The following is a 22,637-nucleotide window of genomic DNA, read 5'->3' as shown; positions in this document are numbered from 1 at the left end:
CCTTAACTAATCCAAATTTATGAAAAATTATTTACTTAAGGAGAGGAAACTTCCACTCCTCAAATTTGATCTAAAAATGAAAATATCAGTTGTTTTGTTTTTCGGATGTGCATTGAATTTGTTTGCCATAGGTACCTATTCGCAGACAAAGATATCTGTGGATGTCATCAATGTTTCTTTAAATGAAGTACTCGATATCATCGAGGGGTCTTCTGATTATCGCTTTATCTATAACGTAAAAGAGATCAATCTTACAGAAAAGAAAATACTTCAGGTAAAAGAGGAGAGTATCGATATGGTTCTAAAAAAACTATTCGACAAATCTGCTGTGAAGTATGTAGTAATGAATAATCAAGTGGTGTTGAGTAAAAGTGCATTGACTTCTCATAAGGTTGTAGCAGAACAACCTTCTCGTCAAATAACGGGAGTAGTACGCGATGAATTTGGCGTGCTGCCTGGTGCTGTCGTGCAGATAAAAGGCTCTACTAAAGCTACCTTAACCAATGATAAGGGAGAGTACAGCATTAAAGCGAGTGTGGGGGACACGCTAGTGTTTACATTCGTAGGAAATGGAACACAAGAAGTCCTAGTACAGGCACAGGATAAGATAGACTTAGTAATGAAAGCAAGCACTACTGATCTAGATGAAGTGGTTATTAATGCTGGTTACTACTCTGTAAAAGATAGAGAGCGAACAGGAAGTATAGCACGCGTAACAGCTAAAGATATCGAGTTTCAGCCAGTGGTGAATCCTCTGCAAGCTATACAGGGTAGAGTTGCAGGAGTTGACATTACCCAAAATAGCGGTGTCGCAGGTGGAGGTATGTACGTTGAAATAAGAGGAAGGAATTTTCTTGGAAATTCAGCCTCTGGAAGAAACAGTCCTATGTTTATAATTGACGGTGTGCCTTTTATATCAAACTCATTAGGTATTAACAATGGTAGTTTGGGACTTGAAATATTACAAGGTGGTATTTCTGCTTTAAATGCAATAAACCCTAGTGATATAGAAAGTATAGAAATATTAAAAGATGCAGATGCTACGGCTATATACGGATCACGTGGGGCTAATGGAGTGGTGCTTATTACAACTAAAAAAGGCAAACCAGACAAAACGCGTTTTACAGTATCTTCATCTATAGGCTTTAGCAAAGTTGCCAAGTTTATGGATATGATGAACACAGAGCAATATCTACAGATGCGAAAAGAAGCCTTTGAAAATAGTGGTATTACCTCATATCCTGTTAATGCGTATGACCTTAATGAAACTTGGGATACTAACCGATATACCAATTGGCAAAAAGAACTTATCGGCGATACTGCTATTGATCAAAATATTTCTCTTGGAATTAATGGAGGGACTGATAACACAATGTTCAATATTAATCTTTCTCACAATGAAAATACAACTGTGTTTCCAACTGACAAAGGTTACAAAAGAAACAATATACTACTTGCACTTAATCACTTTAGTAAAGACAATAAATTCAAATTAAACGCTTCTAGTTCATACTCTACTCAAGAAAATAACTTACCTACTTTAGACCTAACAAAACAAGCTTTATCTATAGCTCCTAATGCACCAGCTTTATTTAATGAAAATGGCGATTTAAACTGGCAAAACGGAACCTTTATTAATCCCTTAGCACAGTTAAATCAAACTTATGAAAACAACATCAAAACACTTGTTATTAATAGCAATGCAGCCTACCAAATATACAACAACGTATTTTTTAAAGTAAATGCAGGTATTTCAAATAACAACTTGGAAGAATATAAGCTTATACCACACACAATTTTTAATCCAGCTCTTGGAAGAACAAGTGAGAATTCTGAAGCACACAAGGCTAATCAAGATTTCTCCTCATTTATAGTTGAACCACAATTACAATATAAAGCAAAGCTAAACAAACACACCCTTGATTTTCTAATTGGAGGGACTTTTCAAGGTTCTAAATCAACTGTTTTGCAATTAACGGGTCGTAATTTTACAACAGATGCTATGATTAAAAATATAAGTGCAGCAAAAGAAAAGTACATTGGTAATTCTGCTACTGCTCACTATAAATATGCTTCTCTATTTACACGTCTTAACTACACCTATGACAATAAATACATTTTAAACATAACTGCTCGAAGAGATGGTTCTAGTAGGTTCGCTAAAAATAATCGATACGGCAATTTTGGAGCAATAGGAACAGCTTGGTTGTTTTCTGAAGAAAACTTCTTTAAAGATGTACATTGGCTAAGTTTTGGGAAAATACGTCTAAGTTATGGAGTTACGGGTAGTGATAATATAGGAGATTACGCTTACCTTGATACTTATAGTGTAAATAGCACTTCATACGACAAGGAAATTGGTTTGTTTCCTAGTGCACTCTACAACCCCGATTACAAATGGGAAAAAACAACCAAATTTGAATCTGCTTTAGAGTTTAGTCTTTTTAACAATCGTATCCATTCTTCTATTGCCTATTACAATAATAGAGCTACAGATCAACTAGTAGGGTTAACTCTTCCAACAACAACTGGATTCAATTCGATATTAACAAATTTCCCTGCAATTGTAGACAATAGAGGGTGGGAGTTTACTGTAAATACACAAAACATATCCAATAAACATTGGAACTGGTCTACAAACATTAATTTTTCTATTCCCAAAAACAAACTTGTGTCTTATCCTGGTCTTGAACAAGGGACTCAAAGTAGTTCGTATATCGTTGGCAAACCAATTAATATTATAAAACTCTACGAGTTCAAAGGAATAAACCCAGAAACTGGTATGTACGAATTTACTGATTTTAATAATGATGGTAAAATTAATGTCGAAGACAAAAAGATTGTTAAAAGCCTTAATCCTTCTTTCTTTGGAGGAATACAAAATACAGTTTCTTACAAGAGTTTTACCCTTGATTTCTTATTCTATTTTAAAAAACAAGAAAACTACAACCTAAACAATTATTACGCTACACCGGGTGGAGCAATAAATAATCTACCTGTACAAATGGTAGATCGTTGGACAAAAGAAAACCTAAATGCTCAATATATATCAGCGTTTTATAATAAACCAGAGAATCAAGCACTGAGCTCTCCTTTTAGAGAAAGTTCTAATTCTATAAGTGATGCATCCTTTATAAGATTGAAAAACATATCTCTTTCTTATGTTTTAAAAATTCCGAAGGTCAAAATTGAATCCTTGAGAATATACTTCCAAGGACAAAATCTATGGACTATTACCTCATACAAAGGAATGGATCCTGAGTTTACAACTTTTGGATACTTACCCCCTTTAAAAACCTATTCAATGGGAATGCAATTAACCTTCTAATCTAATCATATTATGAACAATTCAATATCACATAAAAAACTATTCACATATAGCATATTACTATTATTAATTAACTTCATACTAATATCTTGTGACCAATTAGTAGATGTTGATTTACCTGATAACAAAGTAAATCAACAAGACGTTTTCAAAAATGTATCTAGTGTAAAATCTGCATTATCACAACTTTATACAAATGTTCGAGACAAAAATTTTATAACTAAAAACACAAATGGCGTTAGTCATGGACTGAGTCTATACACTGATGAACTTAATTATGTAGGTACTTCTACAAGCAATTTTTATATAAACTCTATTCAACCCAATAGCCCAGAAACAGCAAACTGGTGGAATAGTGCCTATCAAAATATTTACCAAATTAATGCCTTTATCGAAGGTTTAACTCAATCCCAATACATTGAACAAAAACTAAAAGAACCTTTCTTAGGCGAGGCGTACACTTTAAGAGCTTTACACTACCATTACCTTATTCAATTATACGGTGATATTCCCTATACTCTAACTACTGATTATAAGTTCAACACAAACATTAACAAAACGCCTTATAATCAAGTTCTTTTAGAAATTGAAAAAAATCTTCTTATTGCACATCAATACTTAACGTATGAATATAGATCAGCAAACAAATTTCACATCAATAAAGCTATTGTTGAATTGCTACTGGCAGAAAACTACCTTTTACAGAAGAGATTCGATCTAGCACAACAGTACTGTCAAAACATACTCGACAACAAGCTTTATCAAATCGAATCAGACCTAAATAATACATTCAAAAAAACATCTAAAAGTACTCTATGGCAACTTAGTCCACATCTTGAAACTAATATCACTCCAGAAGCAAATGCCTACATATTTACAGCTTTAAGCGCCAATACAACAGCCATTAGTACAGAACTGATAAATAAATTCGATCCTGAAGATTTAAGGTTAAAAAATTGGATAAAGAGTACTACGGTTAACAATACTAAATTTTTAACTGCTTTTAAATACAAGAACAAGACGAATAACACAGACGAATATTCCATTTTCTATAGAATTGAACACGTTTATTTTATTTACATTGAGAGCTTGTTCTTTCAAAATAAACGATTACAAGCTATCACTGAGTTAAATAAGATAAGACAAGTAAGAGGAGTAAAACCTATAGATACTGCTCTAAGCTCTGACGAATTTGAACAGGTATTTCTAGATGAAAGTCAAAGGGAATTTTTTACAGAAATAGGTCAACGATTTTTCACTCTTAAAAGATTTGAAAAACTAAATCAATTAAAATCTACTAAAACAAATTGGCTTGATTATCATCAATTATTCCCTATACCTGAAAAACAACTATTAATCAACAAAAACTTAAACCCAAACAATCATGGATACTAAATATTGCTATACCAATATTTCATTAACGATAGCTTTTATATTACTTATGCTTACTACCTCTTGTGGATTCAACAACAGTATCATTGTTAAAGGAAAAGTTACTCTAGAAAACACTTCTACTCCACCACTAGGTATTACCACTATGAATATAAAAAATAAGTGGCAATGGAAGAATGACACATTAAACGCATATGGCGATAATGTCAAAACTTATGTCAATAAAAAAGGATACTATAAAATTAAAATACAAAAAGGAGACACTTTAGTTCTTATCCCAAATTCTATCCTATACGGAAGGAATAATAAAAAATATACTTATAGTAATATAACTAAAAGTAAAACACTAGATATACAAGTAACACAAGACTCTTTAGCAATAAACAATTACTTAAAGCTTTTTAGTAAATACCCTGAGCTTGAACTCAATTTTAAAAAAAACCTACAAGATTCTGATCCTGATACTTTAATACAAGTATCAGGACATATCTATAGCAAAAAAACAAATCGTCCACTCAAAAATGTTGATATAGGTCCTGCTTTTATTGATAATACTTTGGGGATTGCATTTTATCATCTAACTAATAACAAAGGAGAATTTTCCATTACAATTCCAAAGGGCAATATCTTAAGCATTCTAGCACTATCGAAGAATTCAGTACATCTTAGCCCTAAGAATGACACTATCATTAACCTCTCTCTCTAAACCAATTATGCATAAAATCACAATTAAATACTTACTACTTTTTTTAGTCCTACTAATACAATACATTGTACTAGCTCAAAATGATTCACTCGCTTTGAAAACCGACTATAGAATCAATACAATAAATCCTTCTAAGATAAGCCCTGATGGTAAATGGGTAATTGTCAACAAGACATATCTAAACAGTACAATAGCTGACTCAACTTATTATATCAATACTCAAGACAAAAGAAAAATCAATGTCACTCATATCCAGAATATGTACCAAAATTTGTTATTTGATGACTTAGTCGTTGGGACATTTAATAAGGAAGTAATAATTCTAGATGCGAACAAAAACAAAATAATCGCAACAAAAGAGCAAGTAACAAAATATCATACTATAGCCAATAAAGACAATAATCTATTAATCACATTAAACAATAACAATGCTTTAAATATTGAAAAAATTGATAAACGAAAAACACTTAACCAACCTCTGCTTTACAAATCAGAGGTTAAGAACTATCACTTAAGTCCAAACAAAACAAAGTTAATTTTCTACACTCCCAATTCATTAAACATCTTTGATTTAAACACACTAGAAAACACAGAAATTAAAGATCAGTCACAAGATATAAGCAAATTATACTGGAACAATGATAATACACTTTTTGCATACACTGACAAAACCAATAATTTACTGATTATCAACATCAAAATAAAAGAAATTAAGAAAATAACCCTATCAAAAGAAAAACTAGAAAGGTTTGAAGTGAACTTCTATTTTAACAACGATTTATTTATAAAATACAATTTCAAAACCAATAAAGAGATTAGTCATAGCCAATACCTTGATATATGGAACGGAAATTCTAGATTTATATATCCTAGTAATTACAAGTTGAAACATCAACTAAATTACAAAGCCTTTATTTATCAATACAATGAGAATAAAACAATTGAGTTAGAAAGAACAAGAGATAAAGATTATAGTTTTATTGATCTGCCAAACCACATACTAAGATACAATCCCTTTAAATTACAGAAATTTGAATCTTCTATTCTACCTATACAATACTCTTTAATAGATATTAATACGTTAATCTCAGAAGTTGAAATTGCTTCTTATAAAGTACCTGTGGCATTTGCTAAAAACAATTTTGTACTATATAAGCCTTTAAATAGCAGAAATCAACTTTGGCATTTGTACAATCTAACTACTAAACAAGAGCTGGCAATAAAAGTAGACGAATATAGTTCTTTAATTGCAAATACTAATAACCAAGAAATACTATACTTCATTAAAGAAAAACTTAATAAATTCAACCTTAATACAAACACAACAATAACAATTGCAAATTTCCCTATTGGAAGCAAAAACACAATACTAAATTTACAATCAAACACTTACACGTCTAATCTAGATAGTATTAAATACATTTATAGTAAAGTAGGTGAAACCGAGAGAATATTTAGCATAACAGATAATAAAACAATACTACTAAGTGAAAGTAATCAAAAGTCTTTTAGTAAATCACTAGCCTTAAAAGGCAACCTTACAAGTGCTGATAACAAAGTATTTGTATACACAGAAAATAGTTTTAATTCCCCTGTCGAAATTAAAGTTATTGACAACAATAAAATTTCAACATTGCTCAAAACTGACATAGAACCTACACAATATAATTGGAAGAAGAGACAGAGCATTAAGTACACAGATAGATATAACAAGGAATTAGAAAGTACCTTACTCTATCCTAAAGATTATGATCCTTTAAACAAATATCCAATGGTTGTATATGTCTACAACGAAAAACCATTTAATACCTTTTCCTCTTTTGAACTACCGACAACTGTCAATCAAACAGGATTTAATGCTAGCCTATTAAATGAACAAGGGTATTTTGTATATTTTGTGGATTCTTATGTGAATAATATAGGTCCTGGTATATCTGCTCTCGAATGTATAACTCTAGGCGTTGAAGAAATACTGAAGAAAGAAAAGTCTATAGATCGAGAGAAATTAGGTTTAATTGGGCATTCCTTTGGCGGTTATAAAGCAAGTTTTATTGCTACACAAACAAACCTATTCTCAACCATAGTCAGTGGCTCTGCTGCGCATGACCTTATTAGTGGATTAACTTTTAGGTATAGTAAGTACAGAATAATGCCCGATTGGTTTATGGCAGAACGAGCTCAATATGGAATGCAAAAAAAATATAGTGAAGATCCTAAAAAATATATAGACAACTCCCCCCTTCACAATGCTCACAAAGCGAAAACGCCTATGCTACTTTACACAGGATTATTAGATGAAAATATTCACAGTACCAATACCATAAATATGTTTAATGCACTTAAGAGAGAAAATGTTCCAACAATAGCGCTATTTTATAAAAACATAGGTCATACCACTGGTCCAGATACTCCGATAGAGGCTAATGATCTAACTACTAGAGTTCTTGACTGGTTTGATTATCACTTAAAAGATAAAAAAGACATTCAATGGATAAAAGAAGGTTTGGATTATAATGAATATACATGGAGTAAGCAGGATGACTTTTAAAACAAAAAGACGCCAGTGGCGTCTTTTTTTATTCTTCGTCTTTGTTTTCTAAAGGATTCCAACCTCTTGCTTTAAGAGGAATCTTAGTGTTCTCTCTACTGATCAGGTGTACACCTTCGCTCTCTTGCGTCATGTGTCCTATGATAGATAAGTTAGGGTTACCCTTAATCTTATCGAAGTCTTCCATTTTGATAGTGAATAGTAGTTCATAATCTTCACCACCGTTTATCGCCATCGTAGTAGCGTCGATGTTAAACTCTTCGCAAGTGTTCATAAACTGAGGATCAAGAGGAAGCTTGTCTTCATATAAGTTACATCCTACAGTAGAGCTTTTGCACAAGTGCATAATCTCTGATGACAGGCCATCTGAGATATCTATCATGGCTGTCGGCTGTACTTCTAAGTCTGTTAAAAGCTGTTTGATGTCTGTTCTAGCTTCAGGCTTAAGTTGTCTCTCGATGATGTATTCATAGATAGATAAGTCAGGTTGGCTATTTGGGTTTACTAAGAATACTTGTTTCTCTCTTTCTAAGATTTGCAGCCCCATGTAAGCTGATCCGATATCACCTGATACTACTAGTAAGTCAGTCTCTCCAGCGCCACTGCGGTAGATGATGTCCTCTTCTTTCGCTTTACCAATAGCTGTAACGCTAATAATAAGCCCTTTCTGAGAAGATGTAGTGTCTCCACCTACTAAATCTACTTTATAGTAATTGCACGCTAATGCGATACCTTCATATAGCTCGTCTAATGCTTCTAGTGGAAAGCGGTTAGAGACAGCTATAGAGACTGTGATTTGTGTAGGAGTAGCATTCATCGCGCAGATATCTGATAGATTAACTACGACAGCTTTATATCCTAAGTGCTTTAGTGGCGTGTAGGCTAAGTCAAAGTGTACACCTTCTATCAAAAGATCTGTAGATACAACTACTTTGTCTTCACCAAAGGAAAGTATAGCGGCATCATCACCGATTCCTTTGTCAGTGCTGTCATTCTGGATAGTAAAGTTTTGAGTTAAGTGCTCTATTAAGCCAAACTCACCTAATTGTCCAATATCTGTTTTAGATTGATTTTTATTCTCGATCATCGTATATCTGCTTTGTTTAAAAGTAGGGCAAAGGTAAAAAGAAAAGGCGATAGAAATGAATCTATCGCCTTCTTAACTATAAATTAGGTCTCTTAAAGTATGAGAAGTAACCGTTATATGTATTAAAATCTGCAACAAGAGTTTTAAAATAACTAGGGTCTTCTTCTTTGACTACCTCTAGTAATTCTCGCCATATCTCTATGTCTGTCATTATTTCTTGTTGATAATACTGGATGTCATCCATCTGTAGCCCCTTGTAATAGGTAAGAGATTCTTTAGATTTCTGAACTAGTTCTTTTACCATAAGGCGAGCTTTCTCTTTCTCTCCTACTTTATACGAACCTTCAACAAAAGGATGTACTACTTGGTAAAGGCCATAGTATTTAATTGGCATATTGGTCATCGCTATGTCAATTACCTTCTTCGCTTTTTCGTCTTTACCTTCTAGAAGTAATTGTTCCATTAAGCGAGCAAGATTAATACGGTAGCTTAGCGCATTACGTCTAGTCTGTGGATCGTGATAGATTTTATCACTACCCATATTCCCCCAATACCACTTGGTTACGATATCATACATTCTGTCTGCATCTATAGAACCTTTGTCTAGTGCATGTGCATTTTCTGTATCAGATTTTAGAGGAACTAGTTTATATACTAAACCGCTTAACTGTAAGTAGTCTTTCATCCAGATGAAATCATCATCCCCCCAGCTTCCTCCAGAGAAGTATATAGGTCTTTTCCAGTTATTATTTGCCACTATATCAAGCATTATCAAACGGTGCTTATAGATAGCCTGATCTGTGATGTCAACATCTATGTATGGAGGAACATCTTTTCTCAAATGAGGAGATACAATATTGTATTTTGCGATATTCACACTGTCAACTGGGATTCTGATTTGTCCAGTAGGAGCGATATACAGGGTAGTACCTGCTTCTGTCTTTATTTTTGTTCTTTCGTCATCAGATTTGATAAAGTTCATCAAAGACTGTATGTCTATTCTCTCTTCAATCATTTTGTTGATTAAGACAGCGTCTCTCTTGTTACCTACATATTGATCATGTGTAAATGAAATAGGTAGTGGCTCAGAATCATAAGCTTTTGCCTTCATCTGATCAATATACCAGTCTAACGGAAGTAAGCTAGTACACACTACTCTTACGTCAGTTCTATAACCTTCTACATCTTGTAAATACCAAAGAGGGAAGGTATCATTATCTCCAATAGTGAATAAGATGGCATTCGGATCACAAGAGTCTAGATATGCTTTTGCATTTGCTAATGCTGTATATCGGTCAGAGCGATCGTGATCGTCCCAGTTCTGCTGTGCTAATAAGACTGGCGCAGCGAATAGTGAAACGATTAATACTGCTGGTGCAGCTAGTTTAGGCTGTACATATTTCTTAAGTCCATCATAGATGGCGTATACTCCGAATCCAATCCATAATGCGAACACATAGAATGCAGGAACTACAGCGTAGTCACGTTCACGTGGTTCGAATGGACGTTCATTAAGGAATATTTTTAGGGCAAAACTAGTAAATAAGAACAGTACTAAAAGTACCCAAAACATCTTAGGATCTTTGCGGTAATGGAATACCACACCTATAAGCCCTAGTATGAATGGAAGGAAGAAATAGGTGTTTCTACCTTTGTTTTCTAATGCATCAGATGGTAAGTCTTTCTGAGAACCTAAGCGGATTTCATCTAAGAAAGTGATACCACTGATCCAGTTACCATGCTGTAAGTCACCCTGACCTTGGATGTCATCTTGTCTTCCTGCGAAGTTCCACATTAGGTAACGCCAGAACATATAACCAAATTGGTAATCAAACATGAAACTCATGTTGCTTCCAAAAGAAGGAACTTCTATATCTAGGTATTCTCCATAGGTATCGAAGAATTTGTCAAGTCCTTCGTATCCTATTTCGCCTTTTTCTAGTCCATTTTTCACACCTTCTATAAGCTCTTCAAGCTCTTTGTTTCCTGCATATCCTTGAGCTGCATGGAAGTTTAAAGCTTTAGTGTATCTCATATAGTTAACGCGGTGGTTCTTATCCGTACTCCACAGTCTAGGAAGGAATCCTTTATGCGTTTCGTTAAAGTTTTGACCAGCGTTTTTATACTCATTTACGATTTCATACTTACCAGTTTGGTAGTTTCTTTCGTAGTTTGGTTTTTCATCTTTCCACGGGTTGTTTTTATCTAGCCCAGTATATTTTTTAGTGAAATACGAATCGTAATAGATGCTTTCTTCTCCGTATTGTTCACGTTGATAGTAAGCTAATAGCTCTGTAGCATCAGAAGGAGTGTTCTCATTGATTACCACTTTAGCATTGGCTCTAATCGGTAGCATTAACCAAGCTGTAAGTCCGATACTAATAAACAGTAAGGTAAGTATAAGAGTGTTCGCCATTATTTTGTTGTTCTTCTCAGTGTATCTCAATCCAAAAGCAAAGAATGCTATGATAAGTAAGAATGCGAATATGGTACCACTATTAAAAGGCATTCCCATTGAGTTGACCATAAAGATCTCAGTTTTGCCAAATAGGGCTAATGTGTATGGGAATAGAAAAGCAAATAGAAAGAATAGAACCCCTACTGCTACGATATTCGCGATAATGAAGTTCTTGATATTTACTTTTTCATACTTCTTAAAGTAGTAAAGTAATGCAATAGAGGGAACAGTAAGTAGCGCCATTAAGTGTACACCAAAAGAAGCCCCTATGACTAATCCAATTAACAATAACCAACGATTACCTTTAACTGTATTGATGTCATCATACCATCTGATACCTAAGTAAAGTAGGAGAGAAGTTAATAGCATCGCAGAAGCGTATACTTCAGACTCAACAGCATTAAACCAGAAGCTGTCTGTAAAAGTAAATGCTAGTGAACCAATAGCTGCACTACCTAAGACTACAATAGCATTGTGGTTAGTCCACTCGCTTTTAGAAACTACGATTTTCTTTAAAAGATTAGACAACGTCCAATACATAAAGAGAATAGTAAAGGCACTTGATATAACGGCAACCATGTTTACCATTAAGGCAACTTTATCAGGTGACGTAGCAAACATAGAGAAGAAAGCCCCTAACATTTGATAAAATGGAGCTCCCGGAGGGTGTCCTACTTGTAGTTTAGCAGAAGTAGCAATGTATTCTCCCGGATCCCAAAAGCTTACAGTTGGTTCTACTGTTAGTGTATAAGTTAATAGAGCGATAGCAAAACATAGCCAACCGCCTATAACATTCCACTTCTTGTAATTGAATGTCAACATATTTTTAATTACTAGATATTTCTATAGATTGTACATACAAAGAAAAGATTTTTTTTGTGTTGCATGAAGGAATTAGAAAAAATTAATTTTTTTACAGTAAAAATTTGGAGATTACAAAAAATGTGCTAGTTTTGCATCCGCATTACAGAAGTAATCACGCTGAAGTAGTGAAATGGTAATGGCTCATGGTGTAATGGCAACACTTCTGTTTTTGGTACAGACATTCTAGGTTCGAGTCCTAGTGAGCCAACAAGTAAGCTCCTCTGGAAACAGAGGAGCTTTTTTTTGTTATCTCTAAAAAACTGATCAGAGTCAGAGTTTTGGAATTAAGTAACTTATTTTGGATCAATCTCAAAAGTTGTGTTTATGCATAAAGCTTAGTCAATCTGTATAAAAAGAAATCAATATCTCTTACACCTCTAAACTGAGCTCTGAATGCTTTAATTTTGGCATTAAAAGATTCAGCAGAGGCATTGGTACTTCTATTATCAAAATAGTTAAGAATTGTTTTATAATTGATTTGCATTGTATTGATAACAGTGCCGAATTGTTTTAAATTAATCTTGATAACATCATTGTACCAATGAGCCAGTTTAGTATAAGCTACTTCTTTTACTATGGTTGTGTTATATATTATTCTTAAGTGTTGCGCTACATTGTAAGCTTGTTTAATCAAAGGATATTGATTAAATAATATATCTGCTCTTTGTATTTGATTAGTGGTCCATTTACTTGGATCCATAGTTAGTAGATATCTACTTCTTATAAGTAGTTGCTTAGCTGTATCTCCATTATCAAATTCTATTGGAATAAATTGTTTACCTTCTTTTTTAGCTTGTAGGATTAAGTTGTTTTCAATATCTGAAGCATTCCAACGTTCTTGTATTCTAATATCTTGTAATGCTTCATTTACTAGTTTCTGTACATGAAAACGATCTGTTACTTGTGTGGCATTAACAAAGCACTTCGTAACAATTTTTTTCATAGAATTTGCCATATCAAGTGTTATCTCCTTAACTTTAGATCCTCTCTTAGAGGAGATTGTAAGGAGCTTTTCTATAATAGGCTCTACTTTAGTGCCAGAAAAAATGGCTACTATACTCCCTTTCTTTCCTCTACTATACTTGTTTGTAATAATTGTATAGAGCTCACCTTTTGACAAAGCTGTTTCGTCTATTGATAGTTTAGGTCCTATGTTTTCAGGAAAAAGAAGATAGTCTTTAGCGTGTTCTTTATGTTTCCAAGCTTGAAAATCACTTAGTGAATCTTTGTATTGGCGTTGTAGTTTTTTACCATCAATATTAAAGAAACCTCCTATTGTATGACAATCACTTGCCTTAGTATCTATTAATTTCTTTTAAAAAAGAGGCAAACTCATCAGTTAAACGAGTGCCTTTTGCTACTAGATTCCAATCTCTCTGTACTAATTCGCGAGTAGTTTTATCTAACCAACGACGTCGCTTGACATGAAGATAAACACTATTTCCTCGTAATGGAAAATCTTGTATTGTGGTTTCATTATGAAACCCATGACCTATAAGAATACGGTCTTTCGCTTCATCTGGGACTCTATTAAATTCTTCAAAATATAGGTGCATTGTTTCACCTTGTTTTATCGTTTTTACTAAATCAAAATGTTCTACTAAAAACTCAGGTAAAATCATTTTTATAAACTCAATATAGTTTTCCACGTTTATTATTTATCATTACAAAGATCTGTAGTTTTTAATTCACACACAACTTTTGAGATTGATCCCTTATTTGAGACAAGTGCTCATCAAGAGTGGCTCAAGAATTCTTCAATAAAAAGAATTTATAATAGAGCAATGTTGAAGAATTGTTGAAGAGGTCAGACAATCTCTGTAATAGCAGTAATTTTATACGTGATTTTCATCCTTTATTCTAGAGTAATTCAAGTATTCAATTTTTCCCTATTTCTTGTCCATAAGCATAATCAGGATCATAGAGGGAATCTAAGGAGTAAGCAAAACACTTAGTTTATTAAACCTAGATTCCGCATTAGCCAAATACTACAAAGCAATTCTACTTCATATCTCTTTTATTAGTTCTTAAACCATACTATGCTTTACTCACTAATTCAGAGCTTACTTTTTGTTTATATGTCTATCGTGGAATCTGGGTTGAAAAAAAGATATAAAAATAAAATGTTAAAGTTTTAAACAATAAACATTGATTTTGAATAGGTTAATTTTATTTTAAAAAAAGGCCTCGATAAAAAGATTAGGATCTATTTGGAGGTTTGAAAAAAAGTGCTACTTTTGCATCAGCATTACAGAAGTTAACCTGTTTAACTCAACAATGACAAAGGTAATGGCTCATGGTGTAATGGCAACACTTCTGTTTTTGGTACAGACATTCTAGGTTCGAGTCCTAGTGAGCCAACAAAGCCTCTTGATTTTTTCAAGAGGCTTTTTTATTTTATGTAGGTTAGGTAAAATAAAAAAGGTCAGACGTTAATCTGACCTTCTAGTATATTAGTTATAACCTTTAAAATCTGGTTTTCTTTTTTCTAAGAAAGCTGTTGTTCCTTCAGTAAAGTCTTCGGTATCGAAGCATTCTCCGAAGTTTTTAATTTCTTCGTGATAACCATTGATTCCTTCCTTAAAGTTTGCATTGATTGATTTGATTGCCTTTCCTACAGCTGAAGCTGAGTTTGACGCTATTTTAAGTGCAGTTTTTTTAGTGAAAGCTAATAGCTCTTCTTGTTCTACTACGTGATTTACTAATCCGTATGCAACAGCTTTTTCTGCCGTGATCATGTCAGCCGTCATTATTAGTTCCATTGCTCTTCCCTTTCCAATAAGCTGAGGTAGGCGTTGTGTTCCTCCATAACCTGGTATTAGTCCTAATGTTACTTCTGGTAAGCCCATTTTAGCATTAGTCGAAGCTATTCTAAAGTGACAAGCCATCGCTAATTCTAATCCACCTCCTAAAGCGAATCCATTAACAGCAGCAATGACAGGTTTATTAAAGTTCTGAATATAGTCAAATAGTAATTCTTGTCCTTTTGCAGCTAATTGAGAACCTTCGCTAGTATTAAAGTTAGAAAACTCTTTTATATCGGCTCCAGCAACAAAAGCTTTTTCTCCACTTCCTGTAATGATAATAACGCGTGTTTCGTGCTCTCTCTCAAGTTGTTTTAATGCTTGGTGTAGCTCTTCAATTGTTGGTCTGTTTAAAGCGTTTAATTTAGTCGGACGATTAATTGTAATAATGGCCAGACTACTTTCTTTTTCTATTAGAATATTCTCAAAATCCATAATATGTTTTTATTTGATTAACTATTGATGATTGGTAAGGTTACGATAAATGTTGTTCCCTTGCCTTCTTCGGTCTCAAAAATGATTGTACCGTTGTAATTTGTTATTATATTTTTAATAATTCCTAGGCCTAGTCCCATACCGCTCGACTTAGTTGTGAATTTAGGTTGAAATATTTTACTTAAATCCTCTTGTTTTATACCTGTTCCATTGTCTGCAACTTTGATTATTGCTTTGTGATCAGTTCTGGAAATAGTAACTTTTATCTCAGGATGTTCTTGTTCAGAAGGCATTGCCTGTATTGCATTTTTGACTAAGTTAGTGATAATTCTGATTAGTTGTGTTCTATCTATTTTAGATATGATCTCTTTATCAGTGGTTTCGAACCAAATGTAATCTTCATTAAATATGTCTAGAGTTAATTGTATTGTCTTGACTATATCTAGTGTTTCATTTTGTTGAGCAGGCATCGTAGCAAAACTTGAGAAAGCTGTGGCAACTGAGGTCATCGTGTCTATCTGTTGTATAAGCACTTGTGAGAAGTCTTTTAGCTTGCTTTTTATATCAGGGTCATTAGGGTCAAATCTTCTTTCGAAACTCTGAACAGTTAAACGCATAGGAGTAAGGGGGTTTTTTATTTCGTGTGCTACCTGTTTAGCCATTTCTCTCCACGCTTGTTCTCTTTCGGTTTGTGCCAGTTTTTCATAAGAATCATCTAGTTTTTCTACCATATCATTATAAGCTGTGATTAAGGTAGATATTTCTTTACTTGTAGATGTAGATTCTATTTTTTCGTTTTTCTGCCCAAGTTTTGTACGAGTCATTTTGACACTTATATCTTTAAGACTTTGGGTTATATAATTAGATAAGAAATATGAGATGGCAATGGACATAATTAACATAATGATGTATACTTGTCCAAATTTTATCATGAAGTTTTGGATTTCGTTTTCATAGAATTCCGTTTGTTCTTCATAAGGTATTTTAAGGATACCTAGTGGTTTAAATTTTAGATCTTTTAGATAACTATATGCTATTCTAATGCGATTGTTGTCATAGGTTTTTATGTCAACAAAGCGCTTATTAGGTGAAGACTGTATCGTCTTTAGTACTAAAGGAGATATGTTTTTAGAAATGCTATCTACAGAGAAGGTACCTCTCGAAGTGATCAAGAGGTGCCCTTGTAGATCATGTATATTGATTTCTGTATTGTGAATTGCAGCCAATTCATGGATTTTGTCTCTGAATATGCGTGGTATATTCTCGGTGGTCAGAGGATATTCACTAGTAGTAAGGATGTAGTTTATATTTTCATTAATAGAGTTTTCTGTTCGTTCTAGTCTATATTGATGATAAGTACGTGCTTCTTCTCTGAATTGATATACAGATACTGCCGATATCAATACAGATGAGATGATACTTAAAAATATAAGTGAGAAGAATATTCTATTCCTCAGAGAAAAGTTCTTTAATATAAAGTCATCTTTCATTAGTTTCTGCTATGGCGAATCTTTTTGTATAAGCGTATTCCTAGCATTAATAGTATTGATAAACCTACTAGTCCTACAACTCCAAATATCCAATTAAAAGTACTTTTTAAAATTACTAAAAATACTACAGAAAATAAAATAAGGGTAGCACCTTCATTCCATATTCTAAAAAAAGAGGATGTTTTGGTCATCGTTCTGTTGTTTATTTGCATCACGAATTGATGACATTTAAGGTGATAAGCTATTAATAATACCACAAAAAGTAGTTTGACATGCATCCAGGGTTGACTTAACCATGCTGGCATAATTACAATCATCCATATCCCAAAAGCTGTTGCTAATACGGCTGCTGGCCATGTAATAATGTTCCACAGTCGATTAGTCATTATGGTATATTGTTCTTTTAAGATTTGCGCTTTTGGTTCAGGCATATCTTTCGTTTCAGCATAGTAGACAAATAAACGTACAATGTAAAATAAGCCTGCAAACCAACAAACAATAAATATAATATGTAGCGATTTTAGGTATAGGTACAACATAATTATTTAGTTTTCCATTCGTTAATCCAAGTTACCATAGCGTCTATCCACATATCGTCATCGTTCATACAAGGGATGGTTCTGAACTCTTCACCACCGTGGTGTAAGAATTCATCATGTGCTTCCATACCTATTTCTTCAAGCGTTTCTAAACAGTCTGCTACGAAAGCAGGTGTTACAACAGCAAGTTTCTTTATTCCCCTGTCTGCTAATCCATTTACGGTAGCATCAGTAGGAGGTTGAAGCCATTTGTCCATTCCTAAACGCGACTGGAAGGAGTTCGTATATTTATCTGCGGGAATGTTTAGCTTCTCTACCACTTGTCTAGTTGTTTCGAGACATTGGTGTCTATAGCAGAATTCATGAGCTTTAGAGGCTGTTTGACAGCATGTGCTATCGATTGTACAGTGCCCTTTAGTTACATCTGATTTATGGATGTGTCTCTCTGGTACTCCGTGGTATGAGAATACAATATGGTCGTAATCATAACCTTCTAAGTGTCTTTTAATGGTATGAGCTAAGGCATTTACATATTCAGGTTTATTATAGAATGCAGGGAAACTCGTTACTTTCATCTGAGGGAAGAATTTTGTTCTTACTTCTTCTGCTAGTACATCGATAGTCTCCGTAGTTGCCATAGCAAACTGAGGGTATAATGGTATCATTAACACATCATCTACTCCCTTGTCTTTTAACTCTTGAAGACCTGTTTTAATAGATGGTTCTCCATAACGCATTGATAGGGCTACAGGGATGTCTACTTTATCCTGTACTTTTTTGTGTTGGCGTTGAGATATTACAATAAGAGGAGATCCTTCTTCCCACCATATTTTTTGATAAGCCTCTGCTGATTTTTTTGGTCTTGTATTAAGAATAATACCCTTTACTAATAAGTATCTCAGGATGTAAGGCATGTCGATTACTCTTTCATCCATTAGAAATTCTCCTAAATATGGTTTTACGTCTTTTGCTGTAGGGCTTTTAGGTGAGCCTAGGTTTACTAATAATATACCTTGCATGAGTTTAGTTATTTGTGTTAAGGGACATTAAATATTTTTTAGGTGTAGTGCCAAACTTCTTTTTAAAAGCTGCGATGAAGTGGCTAGATGAGCTATAGCCGATCTTTAAGCCTACTTCATTCACGTTATATGTGCCATTATCTAGAAGTTTACGAGCGTACTCCATCTTGTAGTCAAATAAGAAACTGAATACAGAGTCACCATAAATCTGCTTAAAGCCCATTTTTAATTTTTTAATATTAATACCTACTGTGTCGGCTAATTCTTGTAACGTAGGTGGTTCTGCCATTTTGCTTATGATGATGTCTTTTGCTTTTTTGATTTTGACAACGTCATCTTCATCAGATAAGAACGGGCAGTTCTCTATATTTTGATCTTCGTTTTGATTGAATAATAGGCTCAATAACTCATACGTCTTTCCAGTGTAGTAAAGTTTCTTTATAGTAGGATTCATATAGAAGTTAAAAAGCTGGTTTAATACTATAGCCATAGAAGGAGTAATCTCTTCTTCTGAATAGTATTTTTTATCTCGATTTTCCCCTGTTAAAAAGCCAATAAATTCAGCTTCTGTAGAGAATAGAGCATGAAACTTTTTAATAGAAATTAAAACACTTATAATCCAAGTGTTGGGGGTTATTTCTAGATGAACAGGTAATTGCTTTTGAGGGTTGTATAAGATGAGAAACTTTTCTTCATTTAATGGTAAAGAATATGCTCCTCCACTAAACAAAAACTTCGCAGAACCCTTTAACCCGAAATAGAATTGAATTACATCAGTTCCCATCTCTCTTTGAAAAGTGATATTCTCTTTAAGGTTATTTTCAAACCTAAGTAATGAAAAATTATCGTCAATTATGATTTCTTCTGTTGGACTCATAGCGTTACTTTTTGAATAAGCAAGGTAAACTTATTTGGTTACTTTTTATTTAGAACTGTTCTATATAACAAGCTTCTTAACCCTTGTGTTTATTGCAAATGTACTGTATTATAATGAAATGCGGTGCTTTTTTTTCAGGAAATCATTCAGCGATATAAATAGTCCTTCTAGCGTTACTTTTGTCAATTCTTTAATCTTAAATTTGTTTACTTTTTAGAATTAACTCTGTGTATGGACAAAATAGATAAGACTAGACCTGCGACTTTTTATGCAGTGGGATTAAGTTATAAGAAAGCAGATGCTGAAATGCGTGGTAAGTTTAGTCTAAGTGATGAAGCTAAAGACAATTTATTGACTCAAGCTAAGAATGAAGGAATAGAAAGTTTAATAGTTATTTCTACATGTAATAGAACTGAGATATTTGGTTTTGCACAACACCCGTTTGAATTGATTAAATTACTATGTGACAATAGTAATGGTACTGTGGATGATTTTCGTAATGTAGCTTATGTATATAAGACTAAAGAGGCTATAGAACACTTATTTCGTGTAGGGACAGGATTAGATAGTCAAATCTTAGGAGATTTTGAAATCATTAGTCAAATAAAGAATGCTTTCTATTTAGCGAAAGAGAAGGAGTTAACAACGAATTACTTCGAAAGATTGGTTAATGCCGTAATCCAAGCTAGTAAGCGTATTAAGAATGAAACGGAGCTTAGTTCTGGTGCTACGTCAGTGTCATTTGCTTCTGTACAATATATTATGGACCATGTAGAAGATATATCTAATAAGAATATCTTGTTATTTGGAACGGGTAAAATAGGTCGAAACACTTGTGAGAATTTAGTAAAACATACTAAGAATGATCATATTACACTTATAAACCGTACAAAAGAAAGAGCATTAGAAGTAGCAGGTAAGTTTAACTTAATTGTGAAAGATTATGCTGATCTACAAGCTGAAATGCGTAAAGCAGATGTGCTTATCGTTGCTACAGGTGCACAGAAACCTACAGTTGATAAGGCGCTACTTAATCTAAACAAACCCCTTGTTATACTGGATTTGTCTATTCCTAAGAATGTTAGTGATAATGTGACAGAGATTGAAGGTGTAGAGTTAATACATCTGGATTATCTATCTCAAATGACAGACAAGACTATAGAAAGAAGAAGAGAGTTTATTCCTCAAGCAGAAGAAATTATAGAAGAGATTATGTCTGAGTTTATTGCTTGGACTAAGATGAGAAAGTTTGCACCGACAATCCATGCTTTAAAATCTAAATTGGAGCAAATTAAAGACGGAGAACTAGATTATCATAAGAAGAAGTTTGATAACTTTGATTCAGAGCAAGCAGAAATAATAAGCATGCGAATCATACAAAAGATCACCACACAGTTTGCAAATCATCTTCGTCATGAAGATACTGTTGTGGATCAGAGTATAGAGTGGATAGAGAAAGTGTTTCATATAGAATCAAATTAAAATGAGTAAAATTATTCGTATTGGTACACGTGATAGTGAACTAGCAATGTGGCAAGCAAAAACAGTAGAACAATCACTTCAGAAGTTGGGATTTCAAACACAGTTAGTACCTGTGAAATCTACAGGAGATTTAGTGTTAGATAAGCCACTATATGAAATGGGTATCACAGGGATCTTTACTAAGACTCTAGATGTTGCAATGATTAAAAAAGAGGTAGATATAGCAGTGCATTCTATGAAAGATGTACCAACGGCTCTACCAGAAGGAATCGTACAAGGTGCTGTACTTAAACGTGCTAATACTGTAGACATCTTACTACATAAAGGAGATACATCTTTTATGTCTGAAGATCTTGATGGTGTAGTGGCTACAGGAAGTTTAAGACGTAAAGCACAATGGTTAAATCGCTTCCCTAAACATACAACTGTTGACTTACGTGGAAATGTAAATACACGTATGGAGAAACTAGAGAACAGCGACTGGAATGGAGCAATCTTCGCTTCTGCTGGTCTTGACCGTATTAAAAAGAAACCAAAGAACTTTATTAACCTTGACTGGATGATACCTGCACCTGCACAAGGAGCAATGGTAGTAGTGGTGAATGCTGATGATAACTTTGCACTTGATGCAGTAGCACAGTTAAATGACTATGAGACAGAAATGACTACGCATATCGAAAGACAATTCTTAAGAACGTTAGAAGGTGGGTGTACTGCACCTATTGGAGCATTAGCTACTTATAATGATCATGATGATACCATCAACTTTAAGGGTGTATTGTTCTCTTTAGATGGTCAACAAAAGTTCGAAGTGAACAAAGTTGTGGATATTGCAGAGTGGAAGAAGCTTGGGTTCTTTGCTGCTAAAGAAATTCTTGAGAATGGTGGTAGTGTATTAATGGAAACACTACGTCAACAATTAAAAAAATAAAATGTCTTTTAATCCAACTATTTTATCTACACGTAAGATTAAAGCGAGTGTATTAGATTCTGTTGCTTTAGGGAGGGTACATTTAGTAGAACAAGATTATATCTTGACAGAACACTTAGTATTTGACTTGAATGCTGTACATGATTATGTGCTTTTTACTAGTCAGAATGCAGTGAAGAGTGTGATTAGTCAAGGTTATAGAGAAGTTCTGAATAAGAAACCTGCTTTATGTGTAGGGATAAAAACAAAAGAATTGTTGGAGGAGAACGGTTGGGAAGTTAAGGCTTGGGCACATTATGCAAAGGAATTAGCTCCTATTATTGTTCAATACTATAAAGATAATAACATAACATTCTTTAGTGGAAATATCAGAAGAGATCTATTACCAGATGCTTTTAAGGCAAACGGAGTAGTCTTTAATGAGTTTACAGTTTATCAAACTGTTCTTAATCCAGTAAAGAATGAACAGATAATAGAAGGATTATGTTTTTACAGTCCCTCAGGTGTTGAGAGTTATCTTAAGGCAAATAGCATTACTACAGAAGTATGCTTCTGTATAGGAGAAACTACAGCAGAACCATTAAAAGGAGTTACACAGCATATCGTAATTGCAAAGCAGCCTACAGTGGAAGCTACATTACAAGCTTGTGTGGATTATTACAAATAAAGTCAGCTAA

The 22,637-nt window shown here is 33.7% G+C and carries 16 protein-coding genes and 2 tRNA genes; 9 read left to right on the top strand and 9 right to left on the bottom strand.

All coding sequences use genetic code 11. The annotated features are described in order from the left end of the window. Window positions 1–76: 76 nt before the first annotated feature. The 4 genes from LNQ81_RS04510 to LNQ81_RS04495 all read left to right on the top strand — a co-directional run bounded on the left by LNQ81_RS04510 (window position 77) and on the right by LNQ81_RS04495 (window position 7,974). Window positions 77–3,328: a SusC/RagA family TonB-linked outer membrane protein gene (locus LNQ81_RS04510; RefSeq protein ID WP_229944980.1), complete on the top strand. Its 3,252-nt coding sequence runs from the start codon at window positions 77–79 to the stop codon at window positions 3,326–3,328. Between the two features lie 12 nt (window positions 3,329–3,340). Continuing rightward, a complete protein-coding gene (locus LNQ81_RS04505) occupies window positions 3,341–4,723 on the top strand; it encodes a RagB/SusD family nutrient uptake outer membrane protein (RefSeq protein WP_229944979.1) in 1,383 nt (460 codons plus the stop codon). Beyond that, on the top strand, window positions 4,713–5,426 hold the full coding sequence (locus tag LNQ81_RS04500) for a hypothetical protein (RefSeq protein WP_229944978.1): 714 nt from the start codon (window positions 4,713–4,715) through the stop codon (window positions 5,424–5,426). Before LNQ81_RS04505 ends, LNQ81_RS04500 begins: the two co-directional genes overlap by 11 nt. Before the next feature lie 94 nt (window positions 5,427–5,520). Next, window positions 5,521–7,974 (top strand): alpha/beta hydrolase family protein, encoded by a 2,454-nt coding sequence (locus tag LNQ81_RS04495; RefSeq protein WP_229944977.1) that lies wholly within the window; start codon window positions 5,521–5,523, stop codon window positions 7,972–7,974. 28 nt (window positions 7,975–8,002) lie between these two features. On the opposite strand, the gene thiL is transcribed toward LNQ81_RS04495, so the two are convergent. Further along, window positions 8,003–9,061: a thiamine-phosphate kinase gene (gene thiL / locus LNQ81_RS04490; protein WP_229944976.1), complete on the bottom strand. Its 1,059-nt coding sequence runs from the start codon at window positions 9,059–9,061 to the stop codon at window positions 8,003–8,005. A gap of 76 nt (window positions 9,062–9,137) precedes the next feature. Next, window positions 9,138–12,341, bottom strand: coding sequence for a glycosyltransferase family 117 protein (locus tag LNQ81_RS04485; protein WP_229944975.1), 3,204 nt, complete (start codon window positions 12,339–12,341; stop codon window positions 9,138–9,140). A 179-nt stretch (window positions 12,342–12,520) separates the two neighbouring features. Between LNQ81_RS04485 and LNQ81_RS04480 the strand changes: the two genes are divergently transcribed. Further along, a tRNA-Gln gene (locus LNQ81_RS04480) sits at window positions 12,521–12,591 on the top strand. Window positions 12,592–12,705: 114 nt separating this feature from the next. On the opposite strand, the gene LNQ81_RS04475 is transcribed toward LNQ81_RS04480, so the two are convergent. Together LNQ81_RS04475 and LNQ81_RS04470 are read right to left on the bottom strand one after the other, a co-directional pair. Next, window positions 12,706–13,641, bottom strand: coding sequence for an ISAon1 family transposase (locus LNQ81_RS04475; RefSeq protein WP_229949234.1), 936 nt, complete (start codon window positions 13,639–13,641; stop codon window positions 12,706–12,708). A 37-nt stretch (window positions 13,642–13,678) separates the two neighbouring features. Continuing rightward, window positions 13,679–14,032, bottom strand: a complete 354-nt coding sequence (locus tag LNQ81_RS04470) for an ISAon1 family transposase N-terminal region protein (RefSeq protein WP_229944319.1) — start codon at window positions 14,030–14,032, stop codon at window positions 13,679–13,681. A gap of 641 nt (window positions 14,033–14,673) precedes the next feature. Between LNQ81_RS04470 and LNQ81_RS04465 the strand changes: the two genes are divergently transcribed. Then, window positions 14,674–14,744 (top strand) — tRNA-Gln (locus tag LNQ81_RS04465). A gap of 92 nt (window positions 14,745–14,836) precedes the next feature. Here LNQ81_RS04465 and LNQ81_RS04460 read toward each other — a convergent pair. From LNQ81_RS04460 to LNQ81_RS04440, 5 genes are read right to left on the bottom strand one after another with little or no spacing between them, the layout of a single operon-like run. Next, window positions 14,837–15,622 (bottom strand): enoyl-CoA hydratase/isomerase family protein, encoded by a 786-nt coding sequence (locus LNQ81_RS04460; RefSeq protein ID WP_229944974.1) that lies wholly within the window; start codon window positions 15,620–15,622, stop codon window positions 14,837–14,839. A 17-nt stretch (window positions 15,623–15,639) separates the two neighbouring features. Further along, window positions 15,640–17,112, bottom strand: a complete 1,473-nt coding sequence (locus tag LNQ81_RS04455) for a sensor histidine kinase (protein ID WP_229944973.1) — start codon at window positions 17,110–17,112, stop codon at window positions 15,640–15,642. Then, window positions 17,112–17,651: a CopD family protein gene (locus tag LNQ81_RS04450; protein WP_229944972.1), complete on the bottom strand. Its 540-nt coding sequence runs from the start codon at window positions 17,649–17,651 to the stop codon at window positions 17,112–17,114. The genes LNQ81_RS04455 and LNQ81_RS04450 overlap by 1 nt, the downstream gene beginning before the upstream one ends. 2 nt (window positions 17,652–17,653) lie before the next feature. Next, complete coding sequence (hemH, locus tag LNQ81_RS04445) at window positions 17,654–18,670, bottom strand: ferrochelatase (RefSeq protein ID WP_229944971.1); 1,017 nt, start codon at window positions 18,668–18,670, stop codon at window positions 17,654–17,656. Between the two features lie 4 nt (window positions 18,671–18,674). Beyond that, window positions 18,675–19,547 (bottom strand): helix-turn-helix transcriptional regulator, encoded by an 873-nt coding sequence (locus LNQ81_RS04440; RefSeq protein ID WP_121964319.1) that lies wholly within the window; start codon window positions 19,545–19,547, stop codon window positions 18,675–18,677. A gap of 231 nt (window positions 19,548–19,778) precedes the next feature. Between LNQ81_RS04440 and hemA the strand changes: the two genes are divergently transcribed. Genes hemA through LNQ81_RS04425 form a run of 3 tightly spaced genes read left to right on the top strand, consistent with a single transcriptional unit; the run spans window position 19,779 to window position 22,627 of the window. Further along, a complete protein-coding gene (hemA, locus tag LNQ81_RS04435) occupies window positions 19,779–21,029 on the top strand; it encodes a glutamyl-tRNA reductase (RefSeq protein WP_229944970.1) in 1,251 nt (416 codons plus the stop codon). Between the two features lies 1 nt (window position 21,030). Then, on the top strand, window positions 21,031–21,960 hold the full coding sequence (gene hemC / locus LNQ81_RS04430) for a hydroxymethylbilane synthase (RefSeq protein WP_229944969.1): 930 nt from the start codon (window positions 21,031–21,033) through the stop codon (window positions 21,958–21,960). Between the two features lies 1 nt (window position 21,961). Further along, window positions 21,962–22,627, top strand: a complete 666-nt coding sequence (locus LNQ81_RS04425; RefSeq protein WP_229944968.1) for a uroporphyrinogen-III synthase — start codon at window positions 21,962–21,964, stop codon at window positions 22,625–22,627. Window positions 22,628–22,637 lie beyond the last annotated feature (10 nt).

It is taken from the genome of Myroides oncorhynchi (assembly GCF_020905415.1).
GTDB lineage: Bacteria > Bacteroidota > Bacteroidia > Flavobacteriales > Flavobacteriaceae > Flavobacterium > Flavobacterium oncorhynchi_A.
This window is presented reverse-complemented; position numbering and strand designations above follow the sequence as displayed.